The 25,543-nt window shown below is 72.7% G+C and carries 20 protein-coding genes; 9 read left to right on the top strand and 11 right to left on the bottom strand.

The annotated features are described in order from the left end of the window. Positions 1-5: 5 nt before the first annotated feature. The 6 genes from ABZ948_RS10105 to pgfA form a co-directional block, all read right to left on the bottom strand. On the bottom strand, positions 6-740 hold the full coding sequence (locus ABZ948_RS10105; protein ID WP_359758448.1) for a class I SAM-dependent methyltransferase: 735 nt from the start codon (positions 738-740) through the stop codon (positions 6-8). Next, positions 737-1,984 carry a condensation protein gene (locus ABZ948_RS10110; RefSeq protein ID WP_359758449.1) on the bottom strand — a complete coding sequence of 416 codons (1,248 nt, stop codon included), beginning with the start codon at positions 1,982-1,984 and terminating at the stop codon, positions 737-739. Before ABZ948_RS10110 ends, ABZ948_RS10105 begins: the two co-directional genes overlap by 4 nt. Further along, positions 1,981-6,153 carry an alpha-(1->3)-arabinofuranosyltransferase domain-containing protein gene (locus ABZ948_RS10115; RefSeq protein ID WP_359758450.1) on the bottom strand — a complete coding sequence of 1,391 codons (4,173 nt, stop codon included), beginning with the start codon at positions 6,151-6,153 and terminating at the stop codon, positions 1,981-1,983. The genes ABZ948_RS10110 and ABZ948_RS10115 overlap by 4 nt, the downstream gene beginning before the upstream one ends. After that, positions 6,150-6,923 carry a class I SAM-dependent methyltransferase gene (locus ABZ948_RS10120; RefSeq protein WP_359758451.1) on the bottom strand — a complete coding sequence of 258 codons (774 nt, stop codon included), beginning with the start codon at positions 6,921-6,923 and terminating at the stop codon, positions 6,150-6,152. Before ABZ948_RS10120 ends, ABZ948_RS10115 begins: the two co-directional genes overlap by 4 nt. 8 nt (positions 6,924-6,931) lie before the next feature. Further along, entirely contained in the window at positions 6,932-8,083 is a 1,152-nt protein-coding gene (locus ABZ948_RS10125; RefSeq protein ID WP_359758452.1) for a glycosyltransferase family 4 protein, read from the bottom strand. Positions 8,084-8,299: 216 nt separating this feature from the next. After that, positions 8,300-9,295: a cell envelope lipid trafficking protein PgfA gene (gene pgfA, locus ABZ948_RS10130; protein ID WP_359758453.1), complete on the bottom strand. Its 996-nt coding sequence runs from the start codon at positions 9,293-9,295 to the stop codon at positions 8,300-8,302. Positions 9,296-9,509: 214 nt separating this feature from the next. On the opposite strand from pgfA, the gene ABZ948_RS10135 reads away from it, so the two are divergent. Beyond that, positions 9,510-9,662, top strand: a complete 153-nt coding sequence (locus ABZ948_RS10135) for a hypothetical protein (RefSeq protein WP_010042314.1) — start codon at positions 9,510-9,512, stop codon at positions 9,660-9,662. Positions 9,663-9,665: 3 nt separating this feature from the next. Further along, entirely contained in the window at positions 9,666-10,910 is a 1,245-nt protein-coding gene (locus tag ABZ948_RS10140) for a PucR family transcriptional regulator (RefSeq protein WP_359758454.1), read from the top strand. Between the two features lie 42 nt (positions 10,911-10,952). On the opposite strand, the gene ABZ948_RS10145 is transcribed toward ABZ948_RS10140, so the two are convergent. Continuing rightward, a complete protein-coding gene (locus ABZ948_RS10145) occupies positions 10,953-13,091 on the bottom strand; it encodes a TerD family protein (RefSeq protein ID WP_359758455.1) in 2,139 nt (712 codons plus the stop codon). Between the two features lie 238 nt (positions 13,092-13,329). Here ABZ948_RS10145 and ABZ948_RS10150 point away from each other — a divergent pair, with 238 nt between their 5' ends. Continuing rightward, entirely contained in the window at positions 13,330-14,103 is a 774-nt protein-coding gene (locus ABZ948_RS10150; RefSeq protein ID WP_359758456.1) for an IclR family transcriptional regulator, read from the top strand. Continuing rightward, on the top strand, positions 14,100-14,948 hold the full coding sequence (locus ABZ948_RS10155) for an SMP-30/gluconolactonase/LRE family protein (RefSeq protein WP_359758457.1): 849 nt from the start codon (positions 14,100-14,102) through the stop codon (positions 14,946-14,948). Before ABZ948_RS10150 ends, ABZ948_RS10155 begins: the two co-directional genes overlap by 4 nt. A 107-nt stretch (positions 14,949-15,055) precedes the next feature. Here ABZ948_RS10155 and ABZ948_RS10160 read toward each other — a convergent pair whose 3' ends face one another. The 3 genes from ABZ948_RS10160 to ABZ948_RS10170 all read right to left on the bottom strand — a co-directional run bounded on the left by ABZ948_RS10160 (position 15,056) and on the right by ABZ948_RS10170 (position 18,509). Then, positions 15,056-16,456 (bottom strand): NAD(P)/FAD-dependent oxidoreductase, encoded by a 1,401-nt coding sequence (locus ABZ948_RS10160; protein WP_359758458.1) that lies wholly within the window; start codon positions 16,454-16,456, stop codon positions 15,056-15,058. Positions 16,457-16,674: 218 nt separating this feature from the next. After that, positions 16,675-17,904: an MAB_1171c family putative transporter gene (locus tag ABZ948_RS10165; RefSeq protein ID WP_359758459.1), complete on the bottom strand. Its 1,230-nt coding sequence runs from the start codon at positions 17,902-17,904 to the stop codon at positions 16,675-16,677. Next, entirely contained in the window at positions 17,901-18,509 is a 609-nt protein-coding gene (locus ABZ948_RS10170; protein WP_359758460.1) for a toxin-antitoxin system, toxin component family protein, read from the bottom strand. The genes ABZ948_RS10165 and ABZ948_RS10170 overlap by 4 nt, the downstream gene beginning before the upstream one ends. Positions 18,510-18,742: 233 nt before the next feature. On the opposite strand from ABZ948_RS10170, the gene ABZ948_RS10175 reads away from it, so the two are divergent. Genes ABZ948_RS10175 through arfA form a run of 5 tightly spaced genes read left to right on the top strand, consistent with a single transcriptional unit; the run spans position 18,743 to position 24,391 of the window. Continuing rightward, positions 18,743-20,101 (top strand): extracellular solute-binding protein, encoded by a 1,359-nt coding sequence (locus ABZ948_RS10175; protein ID WP_359758461.1) that lies wholly within the window; start codon positions 18,743-18,745, stop codon positions 20,099-20,101. Continuing rightward, positions 20,098-21,039, top strand: coding sequence for a carbohydrate ABC transporter permease (locus ABZ948_RS10180; protein WP_359758462.1), 942 nt, complete (start codon positions 20,098-20,100; stop codon positions 21,037-21,039). The genes ABZ948_RS10175 and ABZ948_RS10180 overlap by 4 nt, the downstream gene beginning before the upstream one ends. 2 nt (positions 21,040-21,041) lie before the next feature. Next, positions 21,042-21,884 (top strand): carbohydrate ABC transporter permease, encoded by an 843-nt coding sequence (locus ABZ948_RS10185; protein ID WP_435857477.1) that lies wholly within the window; start codon positions 21,042-21,044, stop codon positions 21,882-21,884. After that, positions 21,881-22,849 carry an arabinan endo-1,5-alpha-L-arabinosidase gene (locus tag ABZ948_RS10190; protein ID WP_359758464.1) on the top strand — a complete coding sequence of 323 codons (969 nt, stop codon included), beginning with the start codon at positions 21,881-21,883 and terminating at the stop codon, positions 22,847-22,849. Before ABZ948_RS10185 ends, ABZ948_RS10190 begins: the two co-directional genes overlap by 4 nt. A gap of 21 nt (positions 22,850-22,870) precedes the next feature. Next, a complete protein-coding gene (gene arfA / locus ABZ948_RS10195) occupies positions 22,871-24,391 on the top strand; it encodes an arabinosylfuranosidase ArfA (protein WP_359758465.1) in 1,521 nt (506 codons plus the stop codon). Positions 24,392-24,401: 10 nt separating this feature from the next. Here the strand turns inward: arfA and ABZ948_RS10200 are convergent, their stop codons facing one another. Continuing rightward, entirely contained in the window at positions 24,402-25,514 is a 1,113-nt protein-coding gene (locus tag ABZ948_RS10200) for a hypothetical protein (RefSeq protein WP_359758466.1), read from the bottom strand. Positions 25,515-25,543 lie beyond the last annotated feature (29 nt).

The raw sequence follows: 25,543 nt of genomic DNA on the forward strand, positions 1-25,543 counted from the left end.
ATGGGCTACGTCCTCCTGGCGTGCAGCAGCAGGATCGACGCCAGTTGCGGCCGGGCGCAGGCCAGCCGGTCCAGCGGCCGCAGCGGGCGCGGCACGCCGTGGAAGGGGGCGCCTTCGAGCCGTACGACCGTGAACCCGGACGCGGCGACGAACTCCCGCAGCGCGCGCGGGGTGTAGAGCCGCAGGTGGCCCACGACCTCCTTGCCCGGGCGGCCGTGGATGCCGCGCAGGCTGACCTCCGAGAAGACGGGCTGCACACCGGCCAGCAGCAGGGCGCGGTTGTACCAGGCGGCCAGGTTCGGGGTGGACAGCATCAGGTGGCCTCCGGGGCGCAGGATCCGCCGGATCTCGTCCAGCGCGGCGTCCGGGTCGACGAGGTGCTCGATGACCTCGCTGAACAGCACGGCGTCGGCCGCCCCGGAGGCGAACGGCAGCCCGCCGCCGGTGAGTTCGCCGCGGACGGCGTACGGGATGCGGGTGCGGGCGCGGCGCAGGGCGTCCTGCGACCAGTCGACGCCGATGACGCGGTGGCCGGTCAGCAGGGGCGCGGCGGTGGCGGCGGCGGTGCCGTCCCCGCAGCCGATGTCGAGGACGGTGCCGGGACGGCCGCCGGCCGGACCGAGGGCCCGGGCCAGCATGCGGGCCTGGCGGAGGCTGCGCGGGGTGCCGGAGGCGACCGGCACGGCCGGGTTCTCGTAGAAGTCGCGCAGCTCGCGGGGTTTCACCGGGGAGGTCGTCACGGGGTGGCCTCCGTGGTGTGCAGATGGTGCTCGAACAGGTCGCGGAGGTGGGCGCCGTCGCCGGGGCCGAGCAGGGACCGGGACCAGCGCAGGGCGAGGTGGAGGCGGCCGGCCGTGGAGGCGGTGGTCACGGTCAGGCCGCGCGGCATGCGGGCCGGGGCGGAGAACCAGACCGCGTGCGCGCGGCCCGTCTCCTCGCCGAAGTCCAGGGGGTAGGGGATGCGGCCGATGTTGCTGAGCAGGGTCGTCGACGTCCAGGGCGCGGCGGCTCTGCGCAGGGCGCGGGTGAGGGCGGCGCGGGCGGCGACCGGGGCCCAGGGGGCGGTGAGCAGGGCGGCGCCGTGCCCGAGCTGCGGCCGGGGCAGGGACTTCAGGGCGCGGGTCCGCTCCGCGGTGCGGCGCAGCAGGGCGGGCAGGTCCGGGTCGGTCAACTCGCCCGGTGGGAAGGGTACTTCCACCAGCCGGGTGCCGTTTCCGATGGGCATGCTCGCGTCGCGGGGGCGGTCGTCCACGGGCATGGTGATGCGCAGCGGGCGCGGGCGGGCGCCGTGTTCCCTGTTCCAGTGGGCGATGGTCAGGGCCGTGGCGACCATGAGCTGGTCGTTGACCGTGTAGGGGGATCCCTTGGGGCGGTGGGGGAGGGGGAGTTCGGTGACGAGCATGCCGTTGCCTGGTGAGGGGTCGGGCGTGCCGTGCGCCACCCGGGCCGGGGGTGACCAGTTGGCCGGGGTGTCCGGGGGTTCCTGCCGGGGCTCCGCGGGGCGGACCGGGGGCGCCGCGGGGGAGTTGTCCCGGCCGCCGTAGAGCTCCGCGGCCGTCGCCAGCACGCGGAGGCAGGCCGGGCCGTCGAGGGCGGTGTGGTTGATGGTGAGGAAGAGGACCGAGTCCACCACCTCCAGCCGTATCGGCGGGGACAGCGACAGCGGCGGCGCCTCCGCCAGGGCCCGGGCCCTGGCGTCCCGCAGGGCCCGGGGACCCGACGGGGCGAAGGACACCACCTCCACGTCCGGCTCCGCCGTCAGCTCCCACTCGTAGCGCCGCCGGTACCAGGGCCCCCGCGCCTCCCGCATCAGGATCCGCGGATGCCGGTACAGGGCCTCCGTGAACGCCTTGCGCAGCCGCGTCGGGTCGAGCGGCCCCGGGAGGTGGACCTCGATGTGGACCGTCTCCGGTTCCTCCTCCTGGAGGCAGTGCCGGGAGACCTCGTCCACCACCGGGAACGGAACGCGCACCGGTGTCGTCATGCGGCCTTGCCCTCCCCGGTCTCCGTCCTCGGCAGCTCCCGGGTCGGCGCCTGTGCCGGTGGCCGCTCACGCAGGCTCACCAGTCCCGCGAACAGCCCGATCAGCGCGAGCAGTTGGGCCAGGTGCCCGAAGGCGCCCCCGCCCGCGCCCACCGGCTCCCCGGCGCCGAAGGCCGCGACGATCCCCGCCGCCGCGAGGGCCGCGAAGGCGATCGGCACCAGCAGCGCGTGCCGCCGCGCCGCGAGCAGCGCCAGCGCCGGGACCAGCAGCGCGAACCAGCCCGCGATCACCGCGCCGACCAGCGTCAGCGCCACCGTGCCGAGCCACAGGCCGGGCAGCGGCGGCACCGGCTGCGGCGCGTCCGGGTTGGGGGCCCGGCGGCGCCAGACCGCCAGGCCCAGCAGGGCCGCGATGCCGACGCCGCTGCCGATCAGCCCGGCGTCGTAGGTGGTGGCCGGCTCGTACGACAGCTTGACCGAGCCGCCGGCCCCGGCCGGGACCCGCCAGCCCTGCTGCCAGCCGTCCAGCCGGACCGGCGTCAGCTCCTTGCCGTTCAGCGTGGCCCGCCAGCCGTCGTTGAAGTTCTCGTACGTCGTGAGGTACGAGGCCGCGCCCGAGCCGACCGTCACCTCGCGCCGGTCGCCCAGCCAGTCGCGGATCCGCAGCTCGCGCCCGGCCGCGGCCTCCTCGGGGACCGTCCCGCGGGTCAGGGTCACGTCGGTGAGCGCGAGCGGGCCCGCGTCACCGCCCTCCAGCCGGTGCTCGCCCGCGGCCAGTCGCACCTCGGCGTCCCCGCGGCCCTCCTGGCAGAGCGTCACCTCCACGCCCCGCCGCTCCACCAGGTCCCGCACGGTCCCCTTCACGCTCGACTGGTACAGCTCGCCGTCGAGCGCCACGTCCGGTCCCTTCCCGCAGGGCAGCGAGAACGCGCGGGTGCCGTCCGGCTGCGGGGTGCGGTACTGGTCGAGGGACGGGATGTACGCCTCGGTCAGGCCCACCGGGAGGCGCAGGTCCTCGTCGGCCACCGGGTTGTGCAGGGTCAGCGGGGCCGTCTCGGTGACGGTGATGTCGAGCCGGTCGGTGGTGATGGGCGGGAAGCGGACCCAGCCGTTCTCGTCGACGCCGGCGATCGCCGCGCCGTCCGGGGAGCTGATGTGCACCTCGGACGCCCGGGCCGACAGGCCGCCCGCCGGGGCCAGGACCAGCTCGCCGACCGGCTGCTTGCCCTCCCAGCGCAGGTGGACCGTGGGCCGGTCGCCCGCGATCCACGCCGTCGTCAGGTCGCCGTCGGTGAGGTTGCGCGCCCCGAGGCCCGCGCCGAGCCGTGCCGTGGAGTCGGCGGTGGCGACGATCCTGGCCTGCTGCTCGGGAGCCACCTCGTACAGCAGCTCGTCGAGTTCCTCGCCCGGCACCGGCACCGCCGTCGCCTTCACCTCGTACGTCCCGGCGGCGGGGGTGCTGAAGCGGCGGTGCAGACCGGCCTCGGTGCCGGTCGCGGAGAGGCCGGTCGGGTCGGAGGCGCGGTGCAGGGAGACGACGGTGGCGGACGCGGTGGCGTCGTCCGCGTCGGAGGGCAGCCGCAGCATCCGGGTCACCTGCACGTCGGGCAGGTCGATCTCGGAGAAGCCCGCGCCGGTCAGCCCGGTCCGGCGCTCCACCGAGTCCGTGATCGTCAGCTTCATCCACCGCGTGGCACCCTCGGGCGCCTTGACGCTCTGCGTCGTGCCGTTCGGCCGGAGGAAGCTGGTCCGCGCGCCCTTCTCCGTCTCCACGCGCACCTTCGTCGCCGCCGCCCGCACGCTCTCCTGCGGCAGCGGCGTGACCTTGAAGGAGGACGGCATGTCGTAGGAGCCGGTGAAGCCGATGCGCAGCCACTGCCCGTCCGGCGTGTCCGGGGCGCCCTCGGCCCACGCGGTGTCCGGGTTGCCGTCGAAGGCGTTGACCGGGTCGTACTGCGGCAGGTGGAACAGCCAGTTGCCGTACGAGGACGCCGTCACCGAGCGGGCGCCGCGCAGCTCGGCCACCGTCTGGTGCTCGACGCCCTCGGCCGGCAGGATCTGGCGCGGCTTCTCGCCCGGGTCCTGCTGGGCGTCGGGCGCGTTGCGCTCGTCGCGCGTGTACGTGTACGAGGTACCGGCGTTGACCACCCCGAACCGGGTGTCGGCCCGCCGCATCCCGTCACCCACCACCTGCACGGCCGGGGTGCCGAGCCCCGGGTGGTTGTCGCCGGTCAGGACGGCCGCCCGGCCGCGCAGCCCGGACGCCAGCGGCAGCAACGCCTCGGGCCCGCCGGACACCACGGCCGTGTCGGCGACCGGGGCGAGCCCGGCCTGCCCGGGCCGGATCACGTCGTCCCCGGCCGGCCGGTAGATCTCCACGGCCCGCTGCCGCGGGTACAGCCCCTCGACCTGGAGCGGCGCGTCCTGCGCGATCCGCCCGCCGGTCATCACCGGCCCGAGCCCCGTCACCCGCTCGTACCCCGACTGTTCGAGGGTGCGCTTGACGGTCGCGGTCGGCACGGAGCCGATCTGGTCCGGGTCGAGGTCGTTGCGGACCACGACGTAGTACAGCCCGGCCCGGCTCAGGTAGTCGGCGAGGCCCGGCACTTCGGACCCGGACAGCAGCGCCTGCTCGACGGCGTCCATGGCGCGCCGGTTGCCGGGCGTGCCGAAGGGGACGTAGTCGCGCTGCGCCCACCGCGACTCGGCGAGCACGTCGAGGGGCTGGTCGATGGGCGAGCCCCAGGTGTAGATGCCGTGCGCGGTCGCCGGGACGACCAGGGCGCGGGAGTCGGGGGAGTACTTCTCCAGCCAGTCGGCCGTGGCCTGCCAGTAGGTGGGGAGCTTCCGGAAGGAACCCGGGTTGAGGATCGAGCCGTTGAGGTACGGCCACAGCAGCCCCGGCAGGATCAGCACGGCCGCGACCAGCGGGGCGAAACGCCGGCCGCGCACCTGCCGGGCCCCGCGCGGCTCGGCCGCCACACCGACCAGGTGGGCCAGACCCAGCACGAGCGCCAGGGCGAGCCCCGTCTGGAACTTGTAGATGTTCCTGAACGGCGACAGCCACCCGTCCAGCCAGCCCTGCATCACGTCGTGGAACGGCGCCCCGAACGCCCCGCCGTACCCCGCGAGCAGCACCAGCGCCGTCACGAGCACCGTCAGCACCAGCCACCGCCGCTCGGGCATGTCCCGCCGGGCGAGTCCGGCCAGCCCGAGCCCGGCCGCCAGCGCCGAGCACACGATCACCAGGACCGACGAGGCCACGGCCCACCCCGCGGGCAGCCAGGCCTCACCGAAGTGCAGATAGGCCACCCAGTTCCCGGCGCCGCGCAGCGCCTCGGTCGCCGACATGGTGTCCGTCGTCGTCCGCGCGGTCTCGATGTACGGCAGGAAGTTCTCGCCGTAGACGCCGAGCAGCAGCAGCGGCACCCACCACCAGGCCGTCACCACGATCACCGCCGGGGCCCACCAGGCGATCAGCTTGCGCATCCGTGGCCCCGGCGGCCGGGACAGCAGGTACAGCCCGACCGGCAGCAGGGACGCCAGTGTCGCCGACGCGTTCACCCCGCCCATGAACGGCACGAGCAGCGCCGAGCGCAGGGCGGCGACCCGGGCCGCGAACCGCTCGTCGGCCAGCGGCAGCAGCACCCACGGCAGGAACGCGCCGGGCAGCGCAGCGGCCGACGTCGACCCGATGACGGTCGTGAACAGCGGCCACAGCGCGTACGCCGCGGCCCCCAGCAGCCGGGAGGCGCCGCTGCCCACCCGCAGCCGTTCGGCCAGCCTGAGCGCCCCCCAGAAGGCGACGGAGACGATCAACGACATCCACAGCCGCTCGGCCAGCCACACCGGCAGCCGCACCAGGTCGGCCAGCCAGTAGAACGGCAGCATCGGCCACAGATAGCCGACGTACTGGTCCTGGATGCCGCCGAACCCGGCCCGGTCGTGCCACAACTGCCCGAGGTCGGCGAGGAACTGGCCCGGGTCGGTGGTCACGCCGAGCTTGGTGTCGAAGGTCTGCCGCCCTGGCCGCACCACGAGGAACAGCACGAACACCACGGCCCAGAAGCCCAGCAGCCAGCGCCGCGACCGCGGGCCCTCGGGGGGCCCCGACGCGGTCGCGGTGGTGGGGACGGCTGCCGGTGGAGGAGCCTGGACCGTGGTTGTCATGTAGGACACCGCCGCAGAATGAGGAGGAGGTTCCAGGTGGCGAACTCGCGGATGCCGGGCGCCTTGACGACGGCCTCCGCGAGGAAGGGCCAGTAGCGGGAGCGCGCCGAGACGACCGTGACGTCGTCGCGGGCCCGCACCTGCCGCAGGGTGGAGCCGATGTGCACCGCGAAGAGGTTCTCGCCGAGCGTGTGCTTGGCGGGCCTGCCGGTCCGCCGCAGGTAGCGGGCCCGGGCCCGCTCGGCGCCGAGGTAGTGCCACGGGGCCCACTCGTGCCCGCCCCACGGCGACAGCCAGTTGGTGAACGACACGTAGATCAGCCCGCCGGGCCGGGTCACGCGGGCGAGTTCACTGAGGAACGTCTCGGGGTCGGCCACGTGCTCCAGCACGTTGGAGGAGAAGGTGACGTCCGCGACGCCGTCCCTGAGGGGCAGCAGGTACCCGTCGGCGACGACGGCGGAGTCGGGGGGCTTCTCGCCGAGTTCGGTGACGTCCGGCTCGAAGAGGAACGCGTGCGCCCCGCGTCTGCGGAACTCCTCGGTGAAGTACCCGCTGCCGCCGCCGACGTCCAGGACGGTACGCCCGGCGACGGGCCCGTCGTAGGCCTCGACCTGGTCGACGGCGTCCCGGGCGAGCAGGGAGTAGCAGCTCTCGGGATCGTCCTGTTCGTGGAGGAAGGCGCGGAACAGGGCAAGAGATCTACGAAACGAGGGGTCGTGTCGATAGGGGCGCGGTGCTGAGACAGGTGCGGCTCCGCCGCGTCGGCGCATGGGTGGTATCACGGCCCCCAGCCCCTCACCGCCTCCGCGGCCACCACCCGGAACTGCCGCACGGTCCGGTCCCACCGGAACTGCGCCGCCCGCTCCCGGGCCGCCTTGCCCATCAACTCCCGCCGCCGCGCGGACAGCGCGAGCGCGCACCACGCGGCGGCGAACGAGGACTCGCCCCGCGCGAGGACGCCGGTCTCGCCGTCGATCACGGAGTCCTTCAGCCCGGGCACGTCGAAGGCGACCGCCGGTGTCTCCCGCGCCGCCGCCTCCGTCACGACCAGTCCCCACCCCTCGACGGCGGAAGGGTGCAGCAGCAGCCAGGACGCGCACAGCAGCCGGTGCTTCTCGGCCTCCGTCACATACCCGGTGAACTCCACACCGGGTCCGGCGAGCCGCTCGAGACGGGCCCGCTCCGGCCCGTCCCCGACGATCACCAGCCGCCCGCCGGTCACCGGCCGCACCCGCTCCCACAACCGCAGCAGCAGATCGATCCGCTTGTACTCGACGAGCCGCCCGACGGCGACGAACAACGGCTCCGGCGAGCGCTCGGCCCGCGGCCCCGGCTCCTCCACGCCGTTGTGCACGACCCGGATCCGGTCCCGCTCGACGCCGATCGCCCGCAGGGCGTGCGCCGTCGAGGAGGACACGGCGACGAGCAGGTTCCGCTGCTGCGCCCCGGTCAGCGCCCAGTGCTCGAGTCTTCGGCCGATCCGCGCCGCCGGGGCCAGCGGCCCGCCGAAGCGCATCTTCCACAGGTCCGTGTGGACGTGGTTGACCAGGCACAGCGTCGGCCCCTGGTGCCACAACGGCGCCAGGTAGGGCATGCCGTTGCACACCTCGACCAGCAGATCGCAGTCGCCGACCTGCCGGGCGAAGGCCGACCGGGCGCGCAGGTAGTGCCCGTACGGGCCGCCCGCCGACACGACCCGGTAGTCGCGGAAGGCCGCGGGACCCCCGCACAGCAGGGTCACCTGGTGGCCCAGTCGGGTCAGTCCGTCGGCGAGCTTGTCGACCAGCAGCTCGGAGCCGCCGGCGGACGGGTTGTCCAGGTCGCGGTGGGCGAGGAACACGATCCGGCGCGGATGTGGGGGGAGCGCCGGGGGGTGCTGCGACGCGCTGGGGGACGCGGTGCGCAGCGAGGACGGCACGTGCTGGGGCATGGGTGCTCCAACTCGTCTCGGGGTGCGGAACTCAGCGTGGGGAACACGTGGGGGGTCTGCCCTTGCGGGGGTCGGCCTGTGGGGGGCCTGAGCTCTTCCTGGGAGGGGAGTGTGGACGGGTTGTGCTCGGGTGGGGTTGGACAGTTTTCGCCCGGACGTTCGCCACGGCTACTCACCGACGTGACAATTTCGGGCTTTGTTAGAGCTGACGTCACATCACATCGTGAGGGTGGGCTGGGGCATATCCGATGAATCGGACGGAGCGGGGTGCTCCGGCTCCTTCCGCCCACGCGCCACGAGAACGACACCGACCACCGCGAGCACGAAACCGCCCACGGCCGCCCCGATCGGCAACGTCACGCCCACCAGCCGGAGTTGGCCGCTGTCCCGCTTCGCCTGCCGTACCGCCTCCCGCTGTGTCTCGGTCGTGAAGGAGATCTTCCGGCTGTCCAGCAGCACGGCCGCGTCCTTCTTCCCGCCCGGCGCCCGCAGGGTCCGCTTCGGCCCGGTCTGCGCGTAGATCACCCGGCCGGTGGCCTGGTCGACGACGAGCTCGAAACCGTGGTTGGAGTACCACTCCTCGGCCAGCACCTGCGGCCGGTTCGGCTGGTCGACGAGGGTGCCGGGCACCATCCGCGTGCCCGTCCTGGTCGGCGGCACCGAGCCGGTGAACTTGTAGCCGGTGTAGCCCTGGACCTTCTCGGTGCCCCGGTAGCGCAGCACGACCGTGTCGCCGAGGGTGTTGTCCCACCACTGGTAGGAGCGTTTCTGCACGTCGAACGGGAACTTGAGGTAGGCCTCGCCCTCGATGTACGGCTTCTCGCCGCAGCAGTGCACGGGCCGGGTGGTCTTCCGGTCCATCACCCAGCGGTGCGGGGTGAAGTCCAGCGCGTCGTGCGGGTCGGCGGCCGGCAGCGACTTGTCGGTGTCGACCGTGGTGGTCACGTCCCAGACGGCCTTGCCGCTGCGTTCGCTGTCGGCGACGTTGCCCCGCACCCGCTGGGTCACGGTGATCTTCCGGTCGGGCACCGTCTCGATCCGGTCAGTGTCGAAGACGCTGCCCCGGCCTTCGTAGACGGCGGTCGTGTCGATGTCGATCGGGTTCACCGCGGCCCGCGGCTGCACGTACCAGGCGAGCAGGGGCGCCAGCACCAGCAGGAACGTGCCGAGACCCAGCAGGACCAGGGAAAACGGAGAGGTTGTACGGCGCATCCGGGCACTCCAGTGGCTTGGGACGGCTCGACGTACGAGAGGGCCGGCACGGCGGCGGAATGCTCGCGTGCGGCTGGGCCGGGAACCGTAGGCGGCTCTTGACGGGGTGTCAATGCTTGTCGAGACTGGGCGCGACAGGCAGGGACGGGGTGCCGGGGTGGGGCAACCTCCGGACCGTATCCGGACGAATCCGGACAGAGAGGCTGACCCTGCGATGTCCAGACTGCTCGCTGCCGCGCTGACCGTCGCGCTCGCCGCCGCCCTCGCCGTGGGCGCCGCGCTGGGCGTGGTCGCGCTGCTCGAAGCCACACCCGACCAGCCGAACACGCCCTTGATCACCTACGAGCAGGCCGGCCAGGGGAGTTGACGGATGACGGCCGCCCGCACCGGAACCGTCACCGCACGCTCGGCCTGGCACGACGTACCGCGCTTCCAGGTGCGCCGGTTCGCCGCCATCGCCATGGCCGAGGCGCCCGAGCTCGCCGAGGAGATCCTCCGCGAGATCCAGCGCGAGTACCCGCACCTGCCCGTCGTCCTCGACGACTCCGGCGAGCCGATGGCCCTGGTCGGCATCCGCCGCGCCATCGAGGTGTTCGTGCAGCACCTGGAGCACTCGGAGGGGCGCCCGACCGTCCCGCCGGGCGTCTTCCAGGACTTCGGCCGCGGCGAGGGCCTGAACGGCCGCTCCCTCGACTCCCTCCAGGCCATCTACCGCATGGGCGTACGCCTGGCCTGGCGCCGCTTCGCCGACATCGGCCAGCGCGTGGAGATCCCGCCCCCGGCGATGTACGAACTCGTCGACGCGGGCTACGAGTACCTGGACGGCCTCGTCGACCAGTCCGTGCGCGGCTACGCCGAGGCGGCGGCCCGCCAGGCCGGCGAACGCCTGCGCCTGCAACGCCGTCTCATGGAACTGCTGCTGGCCGAACACCACCGCGGCGACCCCACCGAGGCCCTCACCGAACGGGCCGCCCGGATCGGCTGGCCCCTCCCGGCGAAGGTCGCCGTCGGCGTCCTGCTCCGTCCCGCCCGCGAGGCGATGGCCCCCGCGGTCGGGCAGGGGGTCCTGCTCGACATGGAATACGAACAGCCCCGCATGGTCGTCCCCGAGCCGGACGCCGCCGGCCGCCCCGAGCTGCTGCACCGGGCCCTGGCCGGCTGGTCCGGCGCGATCGGCCCGCCCGTCCCGCTCACCGACGCGGCGAAGTCCCTGCGCTGGGCGGAGGCGGCGGTACGCCTGATGGAACGGGAGCTGCTCCCCTCGGGCGAGGTCCTCTACTGCACGGAACACACCGAGGCCCTGGTCCTCCTCCAGCCCGAGGAACTGATCGACGACCTGGCCCTGCGCTGCCTGGCCCCCCTGACCCACTGCGGCCCCACCCACGGCCGCCGCCTCGCGGAAACCCTCCTGGCCTGGCTGGAAACCCGCGGCGGAGCCCCCGAGGTCGCCACCCGCCTGGGCGTCCATCCTCAGACGGTCCGCTATCGCCTCCGTCAGATCCGCGAACTCTGGGGCGGCGAGATCGACGATCCCGACCGGCGCTTCGAACTGGAACTGGTGCTGCGGGCGCAGCGGCTGCGGGGGGAGCTGGGGGTGGTGCGGGGGCGGCGGTGAGCGGGACCGGCGGACCCGGCGAAGCGCACCGCCACCGCGCTGTCACACCGTGGCCCGCTCCCTCGCCGCCCGCCCCGACGCCGGAGCGTCCAGGTGCGCCACCACCGAGTTGTGGAACCGGTGCACGGCGTCGTCGACGCTGCGGATGAAACCGGACTCGGCGCTGCCCCGGCCGCTGCCCATGCCCTTGAACAGGGACAGCCGGAAGCCGGTGATGCGGGTGGCGCCGTCCTTCGGGAGGAGATCGCCCGGTTCGGGCCGCAGCCGCTCCAGCGTGCCCCGGGGGCCGCCCGCCTCGCCCTCCACCAGCGTCTCGACGTGCAGGTCCGCCGGTGCCTCGGCGAGACGGCGGATCAGGCGCTTGGCCCAGGTCAGGGGATAGCCCTGCTCGGGAGCCGGGATCTCGACGGACGTACGCAGCTTGGCCGTCCGCAGATCCGCGCTGATGCCGAGCAGCCCGGGTACGCCCTCGACCCGCAGCTCCGCCTGGAGCCTGCCCTCCAGGCACAGTTGGTCCGCCAGGCGAGCACGGCGGGCCCCGGGGTCGGTGCCGCGCCGGGCACGCTGGGCGGGCAGCACCTTCTGCCCGAGTTCACCGCCGAGCCGCAGGCAGACCTGGCGGATGAGCCGCTCCCAGCTCTCGACGACCTCCAGGGCACGGGGGTCGCCCTGGCAGAGGGTCTCGTCACTGATGCCGTTGCGGACCGGGACCCAGGCCGAGCCCATGTTCTGGAACCCGTGGCACCCGGAGTTCTCGTGCTGGAGGTAGTGCAGGAGGTCCTGGAGCAGCCAGGTGCGCGCCGCGTTCCCGACACCCTCGTGGCGGATCAACATCTGCGCCTGGTGGGCCACTTCGGCCCACGACAGGTGCCAGAGCGCCACCTGGTGCTTGCGCCGCCGGTCGATCTTGACGTCGACCAGCGGGCTGCCCTCCAGCGCGACGTCGTTCGACAGCGTGATCACGGCCTCGTAGCCGCGCCGGGCCGCGATGTCCATGTAGGCCTGCACCTGATCGGACTTCAGGGGGTTGCCGTTGGTCTTGGTCTCCACGAGCGCCGTCCACAGCTTCCCGGCGCGCTCCACGCGGATGATCCCGTCGGGGCGCCGAGGCGTGTCCCCGTGCGGCAGGGAGACCTCGGTGAAGGTCTCCATGCGGCCGGACGGCGCGCCGAAGGGAGCGGTGATCCGCCTGCCGAACCGAGGCACCTGGGTCATCACCGACAGCAGGACCGATGTGGAGCGCATCTCCCGGTCCCGGTCACTCTTGAGCGCCGACACCGGAAAGAGCCGGGCCTGCTTCCAGGACTCGTTCTCCGCGAGGCTCTTCACCGGCGCCCTGGGTGGCGTGACCTTCTTCTTCGCGGTCCGGGGCCGGGCCGCCCGCTTCCTCGGGGCGACCTCCTCGTCGGCGGGCGGACGCGGTGCCGGGACGGCGCCCAGCGGCGTCGCCTGCGGCTGGGCATCGAGGGCGGGGGCGTCGGCGGGCTCCTCGTTGACCGGTTCTTCCGTGACCGGTGGTTCCGTGACCGCCGTCCCGGACTCCGCCTCGTCTTCCGTCCCGGACTCCGCCTCGTCGTCCGTCCCGGACTCCGCCTCGTCGTCCGTCCCGGACTCCGCCTCGTCTTCCGCGCCGGGCTCCGCCTCGTCGTCCTCGATGTCGACGCCGAAGTCCGTCGCCAGCCCCGCCAGCCCGCTCTCGTATCCCTGCCCGACGGCCCGGAACTTCCACTCCTCCCCGCGCCGGTACAGCTCACCGAAAATGATCGCGCTCACCGGGCCGGGGTCGTCGATGACGAACCGCAGCAGGCTCTCGCCCCCCGCGTCGGCCAGCGTCACCCGCAGGTCGTCCAGTTCGGCGAAGCGTGCCTGCTCGTAGCGGCTCGCGGCCACGACGATCCGCTCCACGCCGGCCGGGACGGCGGTCAGGTCGAAGCTGATCCGGTCCTCGCTGCCGTCCGCCGTGGGTTCCTTGCCCAGCAGTTGCACGCTGCCGTCGGAGGCCACGGGGTTGTTGTAGAAGTAGAAGTCGGCGTCGCTTCGAACCTTGCCGTTCGCGTCCAGCAGCAGCACGGACACGTCGGCGTCGCCCTCACCGGTCGGGCTGGACCAGCCCAGGCTGACGATCGCGGAACCGACGTTCTCGCTCAGAGCCGTCAAAGAGACGTTCGAGCCCATGGTCATGTCGTGCACAGAGATCCCCCCACCCTGCGACACCTGTGACGTGTCGCACACTGCGCACTTTAATGTGCACGGAATGTGCTCGTGGTGCGCTCGTCGGTTTCCGCCCGCTGCGTCTCTCCCCATTGCCCGGGCAAACCTCTATGGCTAGCCTGTGTTCGTCATGCCGATCGCCTGTTGATATCTCGAACGTCGGTTTCCGGAGCACAGGCGCCTGAGACACATAGGGAGGGGGCCGGTCGTGGGACGCCTCGTACCAGCAGTGACCCGGGCTCTCGACATTCTCGAGCTCTTTCTCGACGGGGACGGGACGCTCTCCGCCCCGGACATCGTGCGCAAGCTCCAGCTGCCGCGCACCACCGTGCACGAGCTGGTGACCACGCTCGCCGCCCGGAAGTACATCGTCCCCGTGCCCGGACAGCCGGGACGCTACCGGCTCGGCGTGCGCCCGTACCAGCTCGGCGCCCGTTACGCCGAGCAGCTCGACCTCGCCGCCGAGGGGCAGCTGGTCGCCCGGTCCGTCGCCGAGACCTGCGACGAGACCGTGCACGTGGCGATCCTGGAGGACACGGACGTCATCTACATCGCCAAGGTCGACTCCACGCACGCCGTGCGGATGGTGTCGGCGGCCGGCCGCCGGCTGCCCGCCCACTGCACCTCCGTCGGCAAGATGCTGCTGGCCTCCCTTCCCGAGCAGGAACTCGCCGCGCGGATCCCCGACGGCGCCGAACTGGTCGCGATGACCCCCAACAGCATCACCGACCCGGCCGCCCTGCGCGAGACCCTGGCCGAGATCCGGGAGCGCGGCCTCGCCGTGGAGCGCCGTGAGTCCAATCCGGACGTGAGCTGCGTGGCCGCCCCGGTCCGCGACCGCACCGGGCAGGTCGTCGCCGCCCTGTCGATCTCCGTGCCCATGATCCGCTGGAGCGAGGACCGCCGGAGCGAGCTGGAGCAGCTCGCCGCGAAGGGCGCCGCCGAGCTGTCCGAGCACCTCGGCCACCGGAGCCCGGCATGACGAGGCCGTACGAGGTCGCGGTCCGGGCCGAGGCCGAGCTGGGCGAGGGGCCGACCTGGGACGCGGCGGCCGGCCGGCTCCTGTGGATCGACATCCTCGGCTCCCGGGTGCACACCTACGACCCGGCGACCGGCCACCGCACGCTCCGGCGCACGGAACAGCACGTCGGCGCCGTCAAGCCGCGCGCCGGCGGCGGGCTCGTACTGAACCTGCGCGACGGGGTCGGTCTCCTGGACCCCGACGGCACCTTCCGCTGGCTGCACCACGAGCCCGTCCCCGGCCGCCGCGCCAACGACGCGGCCGTCGCGCCCGACGGCACGCTGTGGGCCGGCACGATGCGCTACGACGAGGCGCCGGGGGGCGGCACGCTGTCCCGCGTCACCGGCGAGGGCACCGTGGACGTCGTGCTCGACGACGTCGCCGTCAGCAACGGCACGGGGTGGAGCCCCGACGGGCGCCTGATGTACTACATCGACTCCCCGACCCGGCGCGTCGACGTCTTCGACCACGCGGACGGGCGGATCTCCGGGCGGCGCACCCTCGCCGAGATCGAGGAGGGGGCCGGTTTCCCCGACGGGCTGACCGTGGACGCCGACGGGTGCGTCTGGGTGGCGCTGTGGCAGGGCGCCGCGGTGCGGCGGTACACCCCCGACGGCCGGCTGGACCGGGTGGTCGAGCTGCCGGTGCCGCTGGTGACGGCCTGCGCGTTCGGCGGGGCCGACCTGACCGACCTGTACATCACCACCGCCCGTACGGGGCTCACCGAGCCGCCCGCGCTCGCGGGTTCCCTGTTCGTGGTGCCCGGGGCGGGCAAGGGACTGGCACAGCCCGCGTTCGCCGGCTGACCGGAGACAGAGCAGAGGGGGCGGGCCCCCGGGGCGTCCGCACACGAGGACGCGGACGGGGGGCGGACGGGGGGCGCACCGCCCCGCCCCCGGGTCTCACCCCCGTCTCAGCGCCCCGTCCGGTCCAGCCTTCGCAGAATCGCGCGTTCGTCCTCCGTCAGCGGCGCCCCCACCGCCGCCGGCAACGGCGGCCCGTTCAGCGTCGCCAACACCGTCGAGGGCCGGAGCAGCCGCGTCGGCCCCGTCGTCATGCTCATCACGTCCCACAGCGCCGACGCCGCCGGGTACGAGCCGGTCGCCGTGCGGATCAGGCGGCGCGTGTAGGCGGTGACCAGACGGTCGGCGACCCCGGGCGAGCCCCCGCGCGTCCCGGGGTACCAGACGTCCTGGCTCACCGCCATCGTCCACGCGGCCTCCACCGGCGCGGCCACCCGCCGCTGCACCCGCCGGGCCAGCCCGGGCGCGTCGAGGCCGGACCGGCGCAGCTCCCCGTCCAGCTCCCGGGCGCCCAGCGCGGCCACCGACATGCCCTGCCCGTAGGCCGGGTTGAACGTGGCCAGCGCGTCACCGAGCACCACCAGGCGGTCGGGCCAGGAGCGCACCTTCTCCAGGTACCGGCGGTGATTGCTGGTGCTGCGGCTGACGTGGACGTCGGTGAGCGGCTCCGCGCCGGAGATCAGCCGGCCCACGATGGGGTCGGGCAGGTCCAGGGTGTACCGCAGGAACGCGTCCGGGTCGGACGGCGGTTCGCCCCCGCCCCGGGTGCCGGCGAGGCTGACCATCCAGCGGTCGCCCTCGATCGGCAGCACCATGCCGCTGCGGCCGGGCCGCCCCTGGTACGGGTCGCTCTGCACCATGGTCAGGGGGAAACGGCCGGCTCCCTCGGGAGTGCGGTAGAGGCGGGTGGCGTTCACCAGACCGGCGTCCACGGTCTTCTCGCGCACGTCGCCGACGCCCAGCCCCGCCAGCCAGGTCGTGATCCGCGAGCCGCGTCCGCTCGCGTCCACCACGAAGTCCGCGGCGAGTTCCTCCTCGCCGCCCGCGGCCGACAGCCGCACCCCGGTCACCCGCTGCCGCGAGCCCGTCAGCTCCAGCACCCGCGCCTTGCGGATCTCCACCCCGGTGCCGTCCAGCACGGCGCCCCGCACCGCCCAGTCGAGCAGCGCCCGGGTGCAGGTCAGCATGCGCGGTCCGGGGTGACGCCAGCGCCGCAGCCAGCCCTCGGGCGTGAGGGCGACCATGCCCGAGCCGAGCGGTATCTCGTGCGCGCCGGCGGCGAGCAGGTGCTTGCGCATGCTCACGCCCGGCACCAGGTCCTCCATGGAGGCCAGTCCGCCGGCCATGAGGAGGTGCGCGTGACGTCCCTGCGGCAGGCCCCTGCGGTGCTCCGGCCCCTCGGGCAGGTCGTCGCGGTCGAGCACGATCACCTCGTCCGCGACGGCGGACAGGGCCGCCGCGGCCAGCATGCCGGCCAGACCCGCACCGATGACGACAGCTCTACGCGACATGCGACTCCTCGCACTCAGCCATGAAGGCTCCTTTGCCCTGCGGGCATTCCCCGATGCCCTGCGGGCATTCCCCGACGTCCGGCCGCGGCCGTGCGACGCACAACACCGGCCGCGGACACCGGTGTCGAGCCGTGCGGGCCTCGTCCCGGACAGCTCTCACCGTACCTTCACACACCGTGTCCGCGGCTTCCCGTGCGAAGCCGTTCCCGGCGGCGCGGTCAGCCGGTGAGCGACCGGCCGTCCGTGCGGTCGTGCGCCAGGTCCCGGATCGCCCGCAGGTCCTCCGTGCGGCGCAGGGCCCGGGACAGGGCGCGGATCTCGCGCAGCAGGTCCGTGGTGTCACGGGCGCCGGAGCCGTCGTCCTCCCGGGCCTGGTTCCTGGCGTCGACGGCGTCCAGGACGGCCGCCGTGGCGGCGAGCGCCTTCGCCAGGCCGGGCGGGTGACCGAGGGCGAGGGCGGCGGCGTGGTACCGCTCGCGCCGCTCCTCGTCGATGTGGCGGGCGAGCGGCAGCAGCACGTCGCGGATGAACGTCTCCCGGCGCACCAGCCGCAGTTCCGGGGACGCGCGCAGCAGGAACGGGACCCCCGTGCCGTTGACCGTCCTCATCAGCAGGTACAGCGGCCGCAGTTCGTGGTGGGCGTGCCGGACGTGCCAGCGGCCGTGCAGGTACTGACCGGCGTGCGGGAGGATGAACCCGATCGCGATGAGCACCGCCGACAGGCACGCGAGCGGCGGGGCGACGGCCGTGCTCAGCCAGTCCACGTTCCGCCCCGACCAACGGGCCACCACGGCGCTGATCTTGGCGGCGTCGAAGAGCAACTGCGCCGCGTAGCCCACGCCGAGGAACTTCAGCCCCCAGCGCAGCAGCGAGTCGAGCCCGTCCGTGCGGACCCAGTTCCAGATCAGCCCGTTGGTGACCAGGGCGGCCACGGTGTGCGCGAGCAGGTACAGCACGATCATCTCGCGCATGTACGGGGTGTTCGCGTAGTACGTGTCGAGGTCCCGCAGCCGTTCCTCCGGCACGTCCGCCAGGGCGAACAGCACCCACATCGCGACGATCACGCCCGAGTAGACGGCCACCACCCCGCGCATCGCGCGCCGGGTGCGGTCCGAGCGGTCGGACAGGCCGTTGCGCCAGGCGATGATCAGCAGCAGGCAGAAGGCGCAGAACGCGGTGAGCAGCGAATACACCCAGGGGCCGGAGAAGTTGGCCACCCCGGTGAGCCGGTTGACCCGGGCGATCGTCGACGGCGCGACGAAGACGAACACCGCGCAGGCGAGCAGCAGCAGTCCGCCGACCGCGCGCAGCAGCGGGTCCTTCCACAGCCGGATGATGCTCGGCAGCTTGATGGCCAGGGCGGCGGCCAGGACGCCCGCGGGGACCCACCAGAAGTTCGGGTAGAACTGGTTGACCAACTCGACCGGGCTCAGCGCCACCGCCGTCACGGCGCCGCACCCCCTCGCGGCCCCCGGTAGTACAGCGACCGCTGCACGGGTTCGAGGGGCACGTCCGGTCCGCGTCCCCCCGGCAGCAGGGGCCGGCACCCCGCCGCCAGCCGGTGGCCGAAGGCGTCGGCGTCGGCCTCGTCCCGCTCCCGGGAGCCGTTGCGGGCGGCGACCGCCAGCGCGACGTCCTCCCACCCGGGCCGGTCGGCGAACGCGTGGACCGCCGCGCCCCCGCCCAGGTCGTGCCGGTGCCCCGCGTGCAGGTGCCACAGTTCGTGCCCGAGGATGACCAGCTGCTGCACGGCCTCGGCCCGCTCCTCGACGATGACGAGGTCGAAGTCCTGGAACTCCACCCACAGGCCGGTCACTTCTATCTCGTCGGGGAAGCGCTCGAAACGCAGCTCGACGGGCCGCCCGCCGCGCCGCGCGCTCATCTCCTCGCACAGCGCCCGGCACAGCGACCGCACGTCGGCGGGCGGCTCGGGTCTCGCCCGGACCGCCGCGGCGAGCTGGGCGGCCAGGCCGCGCATGGCGGAGCCACGGCGCGAGCGCCTGAACGCGGCGGTGACTCGGGCAGCCATTGTCCGCGCGCCCGCGATGTCCATCGCTCCCCCTTCTCACCACCGGCCGACGGCTTGGCAGCGCGTCCGAGACTACGCGCCCGAAAGTGTGCGCGTCATGCGATCCGATGTCCGTAGTTCAACGGGGAACGACCGAAGTCGCCCAAAAGTCCTGCGCGAACTTCCTGTCCGACCCATTGACGCGCAAGCGCTTCCTCTTTACGGTCCCGTTCGAAGTTACGAGCGCTATTCGGTATATCGAACAGTAAGGGCAGGGCATGGGACGACCTGACCTGAACCGCAGGCAGCTTCTAGGGGGGCTCGGAGGACTCTTCGTCGCGAGCAGCTTCGGCTTCGCCGCACTCGGCACCGGAGCCGACGCACTCGCCTCGGACGCGGAGACGCGGGTGCGGTACTGGAACCTCTTCAGCGGCGGCGACGGCTCCAACATGATCGCGATGCTGGACGCCTTCCGCGCGGCCAACCCGGACATCGCCGTGAAGGACTCCACCCTCCAGTGGGGCAACCCCTTCTACACCAAGCTCGCCATGGCCGCCGCGGGCAACCGCGCCCCCGACCTCGGCGTCATGCACCTCGGCCGCGTCACCGGCTTCGCCCCCGGCCGCCTCCTCGACCCCTGGGACGTCGGCCTCCTCGCCAAGTACGGCGTACGGGAGGAGGACTTCAACCCCGCGCTGTGGAAGCGCGCCGTCATCGACGGCGAGCTGTACGCCCTCCCGCTCGACATCCACGTCCAGCTCTGCTTCTACCGCAAGGACGTGCTGAAGAAGGCGGGCCTGCTCGGCGACGACGGGCGGATCGTGCCCGTCACGTCGACCGACGAGTGGTTCGACGTCCTCAAGGAGGCCAGGAAGGCCACCAAGAAGGGGCTGCAGACCATCGGCTTCTGGCACAACGACCAGAACTTCCAGTGGTGGTTCTTCGTCGCCTTCTACACCCAGCTCGGCGGCACCTGGTTCAACGCCGCCGGCACCGAGGTCACCTTCGACACCGACAAGGCCCAGCAGGTCCTGGAGTTCCTGCGCCGGCACGTCAGCGACGGATACGCCAACCCCGGCTTCGGCGGCGGCGCGGGCGCCGAGCAGTTCCTCAACGGCTCGCCGTTCGTCTGGGAGGGCAACTGGTCGGTGCCCGTCTTCTCCGGAGCGAAGCTCGACTACGGCGCCACCCCGCTGCCGCCCGTCTTCGGCAAGCCGGCCACGCACGCCGAGTCGCACGCCTTCGTCCTGCCGCACCAGTCCGACCGCGGCGGCGCCACCAACGAGGCCGCCCACCGGCTCGCCGCCTACGTCGTCCGGCACGCCCGGCAGTGGGCCGCCGGCGGCCACATCCCCGCCTACACGCCCACCCTGTCCACCGCCGCGTACAAGGAGCTGACCCCGCAGAGCGAGTACGTCTCCGCCATGGACCATCAGGCCACCGAGCCCAAGGTGTGGTTCGCGGGCTCCACCGGCATCCTCGCCCAGCGCGTCGGCCCGATCGTCGTCGCCTCGACGATGGGCTCCGCCACACCGGAGGCCACCGCCCGCCGCATGAAGGGCGCGCTCACCCAACTGCTCGCCATGAAGAACCCCATGGACGGCAAGACCGCCGCAGAAGGAGGTCCGGCCGCATGATGGCCACCAGCGCCCAGACCATCGCCGCGCCCGCACGGGCGAAGACCGCCGCCGCCGGCGCCACCCTCCGCCGAAGACAGGGCTTCCAGCACGGCGGCTGGTTCGTCGCCCCGTTCCTGGCGCTGTTCACCCTGTTCGTGATCTGGCCGCTGCTGCGCGGCGTCTACCTCAGCTTCACGGACGCCAACATCACCGGCGAGGGCGCGAGCTTCGTCGGCCTCGACAACTACCGCGAGGCCCTCAAGGACCCGCTGATGTGGGACTCCCTCGGCCACAGCGCCTACTTCACGGCCCTGGTCGTGCCCTGCATCACCGTCCTCGCCTTCCTCCTCGCGATGCTCGCCCACCACATCGAACGCGGCAAGTGGCTCTGGCGGCTGTGCTTCTTCGCCCCGTTCCTGCTGCCGTCCACCGTCGCCGGCAACCTGTGGCAGTGGCTGTTCAACCCCGGCACGGGCATGGTCAACCACGTCTTCGGCCTGGAGACCCCCTGGCTGACCGACAAGTCGTACGCGATGCTCGCCCTCGTCATCATGACCCTGTGGTGGACCGTCGGCTTCAGCTTCCTGCTCTACCTCGCCGCCCTCCAGGGCATCCCCGGCCACCTCTACGAAGCGGCCAAGCTGGACGGCGCCAACGCCTGGCACCGCATGGTCCACATCACCCTGCCGATGCTGCGCAACATCACCGGCCTCGTCATCGCGCTGCAGATCCTCGCCTCGCTCCAGGTCTTCGACCAGGCCGTGGTGATGATGGACTTCGGCCCCGGCCCCGAGAACTCGACCCGCACCTTCGTCCAGTTCACCCTCGAAGAGGGCTTCACCAGCTACCGCGTGGGCTACGCCTCCGCGATCTCCGTCATCTTCTTCGTGATCATCGCGGCCGTCGCCCTCGCCCGGATGTGGCTGCTGCGCAACCGTGAGGAGGCCGCCCGATGAGCATGGCCGCACAGCCGCGCAAGCCCTGGACCCCCAGCCAGATCGCCCTCACCCTGCTCGGCACGGCCGTCTCGGTCGTCTTCCTCGCCCCCTTCGCCTGGGGCCTGTTCACCTCCCTCAAGTCCGAGACGGAAGCCGTCGAGGTGCCCCCGCACTGGCTGCCGAAGGACTGGACGGGCCAGGCCTGGGAGGCGCTGTTCGCGTCCGGCAACATCACCAACTGGTTCGTGAACTCCCTGGTCGTCTCGGTCTGCGTGACGTCCGTGGTGCTCCTCGTCAGCGCACTCGCCGGCTACGGCTTCGCCCGCACCGAGTTCCGCGGCAAGAGCGCCCTGATGGGCCTGGTCATGGCGGGCCTGATGATCTCGCCCGCCGTCCTCGGCGTGCCGCTGTTCACCACCGTGCAGCAGATGGGCATGGTCGACACCTACTGGGGCATGATCCTGCCCCAGTGCGCGCCCGCCGCGATGGTCTACATCCTCTACAAGTTCTTCCAGGGCATCCCGCGCGAGCTGGAGGAGGCCGCGTTCATCGACGGCGCCGGACGCTGGCGGGTGTTCTTCACCATCGTCCTCCCGCTCTCCCGCCCCTCCCTGGCCGCGGTCGGCATCTTCACCTTCATCGCCTCCTGGAACAACTTCCTGTGGCCCTACATGGTGACCAACAACCCCGACCTGATGACCATGCCGAACGGCATCGCGACCGTCATGAACTCCTACGGCATCCAGTGGGCCCAGCTCATGGCCGGCGGCCTGATGGCCGGCCTGCCGCTGATCATCGTGTTCGTCTTCTTCCAGCGGCAGATCGTGGCGGGCGTCGCCCACACGGGATTGGCGGGCCAGTGAGCGCACGCAGAGCGATCACCGCCGTGGGGGCGGCGCTCCTCCTCGCCCTCCTCCCCGGCACAGCCCAGGCGGACGCCGGTTACCCCCAGCCCCAGCCGATCACCGGCCAGCAGATCATCCACGACCCAACGGTGATCCGCCTCAAGTCCGGCGGATACGTGGCCTATTCGACGGGCGGCGTCATCGGCGCCCGCACGTCGAAGGACACAAAGCAGTGGGACGACGCGGGCAACGCCTTCGCCACGCCCCCGAGCTGGTGGTACGAGTACAACGACACCGGCGACCCGTGGGCCCCGGACATCTCCTACCGGGCGGGCCGGTACTGGCTGTACTACGCCGTCTCCTCCTGGGGCACCAACCACTCCGCGATCGGCGTCGCCACCTCCCGCACCGGCCTGCCCGGCACCTGGACCGACCACGGCAAGGTCTTCAGCTCCGAGACCACCGACACCTGGAACGCCATCGACCCGGCGATCATCGAGGACCGAGGCCGGCTGTGGATGTCCTTCGGCTCCTACTGGACCGGCATCCGCATGATCGAGCTGAACCCGGCCACCGGCAAGGCACTCCCCGGCGCCGACGTCCACCACCTGGCCACCCGCCCCGACGCTCCGTACGCGGTGGAGGGCCCGTACATCGTCCGGCACGGCCGCTACTACTACCTCTTCGCCTCCTACGACGCCTGCTGCTCCGGCGTGAACTCCACGTACCGGATCAAGGTCGGCAGGTCGACGAGCGTCACGGGCCCGTACGTGGACAGAACCGGCAAGTCGCTCCTGGAGGGGGGCGGTGACCTGCTGCTGGAGGGTCATGGAAGATACATCGGTACGGGAGGCCAGTCGGTCTTCCGGAACCGGGGCCAGGACTGGCTGGCTTACCACTACTACGACGCAGAGGACAACGGCACACCGAAGCTGGGCCTGAACCGGCTCGCTTGGGTGCATCACTGGCCTGTTGTCAAGTAATCCCGTTCTGGAAAGGCCCCCATGAGCAAGCCCACCGCCCGATTCACCCTCGACCCCGCCTTCACGGTCGGCGAAGTGAACCCCCGCCTCTTCGGCTCCTTCGTGGAACACCTCGGCCGCTGCGTCTACACCGGCGTCTTCGAACCCGGCCACCCCACCGCCGACGCCAAGGGCCTCCGCCAGGACGTCCTCGACCTCGTCAGGGAACTCGGCGTCACCGCGGTCCGCTACCCCGGCGGCAACTTCGTCTCCGGCTACAAGTGGGAGGACTCGGTCGGCCCGGCCGAAGAACGCCCGCGCCGCCTCGACCTCGCCTGGCACTCGACGGAGTCCAACCGCTTCGGCCTCTCCGAGTACATCGACTTCCTCCGCAAGATCGGCCCCCAGGCCGAACCCATGATGGCCGTCAACCTCGGCACGCGCGGCGTCGCCGAGGCCCTGGAACTCCAGGAGTACGCCAACCACGCCGAGGGCACCGCCCTGTCCGACCTCCGTGTCGCGCACGGCGACAAGGACCCCTTCGGCATCCGCCTGTGGTGCCTCGGCAACGAGATGGACGGCCCCTGGCAGACCGGCCACAAGACCGCCGAGGAGTACGGCCGCCTCGCCGCCGAGACGGCCCGGGCCATGCGCCAGCAGGACCCCGGCGTCGAACTCGTCGCCTGCGGCTCCTCCAGCCAGTCCATGCCGACCTTCGCCGCCTGGGAGGCGACGGTCCTCGAAGAGACCTACGACCTCGTCGACTACATCTCCCTGCACGCCTACTACTGGCCCGAGGACGGCGACCTCGACTCCTTCCTCGCCTCCGCCGTCGACATGGAGTCGTTCATCGACAACGTCGTCGCGACCGCCGACCACGTGGGCGCCCGGCTGAAGTCGAAGAAGCGGATCAACCTCTCCTTCGACGAGTGGAACGTCTGGTACCTGCCCGAGTGGGAGGCCCGCGCCAAGACCTTCGAGCAGGACGACTGGCCCGAGGCCCCGCGGCTGCTGGAGGACAACTACAGCGTCACCGACGCCGTCGTCTTCGGCTCGCTCCTCATCGCCCTGCTCCGGCACGCCGACCGTGTCACCGTCGCCTGCCTCGCCCAGCTCGTCAACGTCATCGCGCCGATCATGACCGAGCCGGGCGGCCCGGCCTGGCGGCAGACCACGTTCTTCCCCTTCGCGCAGGCCTCGCGCCACGGCCGCGGCCAGGTCCTGGACGTCCGCGTGGACTCCCCGACGTACGAGACGAAGAAGTACGGCGAGACCGACCTGCTGCACGCCACCGCCGTGCGCGCCGAGGACGGCACGGTCACCGTGTTCGCCGTCAACCGCAGCCGTACCGAGGCGCTGCCCTTGGAGGTCGCGCTGAACGGGCTCGACCTGAGCCGCGTCGTCGAGCACAGCGCCCTCGCGGACGCCGACCCCGACGCCCGCAACACCCTCGACGACCCCGAGCGGGTGGCCCCGCACACGGTCGACGGCACGGCCCTCCAGGACGGCACGCTGAGCGCCGTCCTGGAGCCGCTGTCCTGGAACGTGATCCGGCTGGCCTGACAGCCCCCGGTCAGCGTTCGATGCGCGGCTGGGCGGTCGTGGACGGCGGGGGCTCCGTCGTGCCGACCGCCCAGTAGCCGTCCGCCCCCGGCACCGTCGCCAGGGCGTTGACGACGACGGGGGTCGTGGCCAGCGGCCCCCGCTCGCTCACCCACGCCGCGCCGTCCCAGCGCAGGTAGTGGGCCCGGGTCTGGTCCCAGAAGTCCCAGCCGGAGATACGGTCGGGCCGGCCCTGCGCGTCGCCCACGATGCCGGTCAGCACTCCCACGCCGAACGGTGCCTTCACGTACTCCCAACCGGTGCCGTCGCCGTGCAGCAGCCGGACGCCGGGGGGCTTGCCGGGCGGGCCGCCGATGCCGTAGTCGTAGCCCGTCATCCAGATGTCGTCGCGGGCGACCGGGAGCAGCCCGGTGAAGCCGGCGCGGATCCCGCCGGGCGTCGGCAGCACGGTCCAGGCCGTTCCGTCCCAGCGGGCGACGAGCTCGGTGCCGTAGACCCAGATGTCGCCGCAGGGCGCTCGGTGGATGCCGTAGGGCGGGATGGTGGTCGTGGCCGGGGGTGCCTCCAGCCAGGTCCACTTGCCGCGGTGGCCGTGCAGCAGCACCGAGCCGTCGCTGTTCCGGCCGGAGACCCAGACGTGGCCCCGCGGGCCGGTCGTGACGGCGGCGAGGGAGGTGCCCGGCGCCCCGCGCCCGGGGAAGTCGGCCTCCCGCCATGTCGGTCCGTCCCAGGCGAGCAGCCGGGCGGTGCCGGAGGTGTCGGTGCCGACGGCCCAGGCGCGGCCGTCGGACGCGGCGGCGACGGAACCCAGATAGCCGGCGAAGCCGAGGCCGGTGCGCTGCCAGGCCGTGCCGTCCCACACGAGGGCCAGCGCCGTCCCCCGTTGATGGCCGTAGCGGCCCTGCTCGCCCACGGCCCAGGCGAGGCCGGGGCCGGCGGCCGCCACGTCGAGCAACTGGGCCGCCGGGGCGGCCTCCGGCGCGGTCACCGCCTCCCACTCGCGTGGTGCGCCACGGTCCCGGACGGCCGCCGCGGCCGGTCCGGCACCCGCCGGGACGAGCCCGAGCCCGGCCCCGGCACCGACCAGTCCGCCTAACCCACCGATGAAACGCCGTCTTCGCACGAGGTTCCCCTCCCTGTCGACAAGCCCTG

Source organism: Streptomyces olindensis (genome assembly GCF_040645895.1).
Lineage (GTDB): Bacteria > Actinomycetota > Actinomycetes > Streptomycetales > Streptomycetaceae > Streptomyces > Streptomyces olindensis.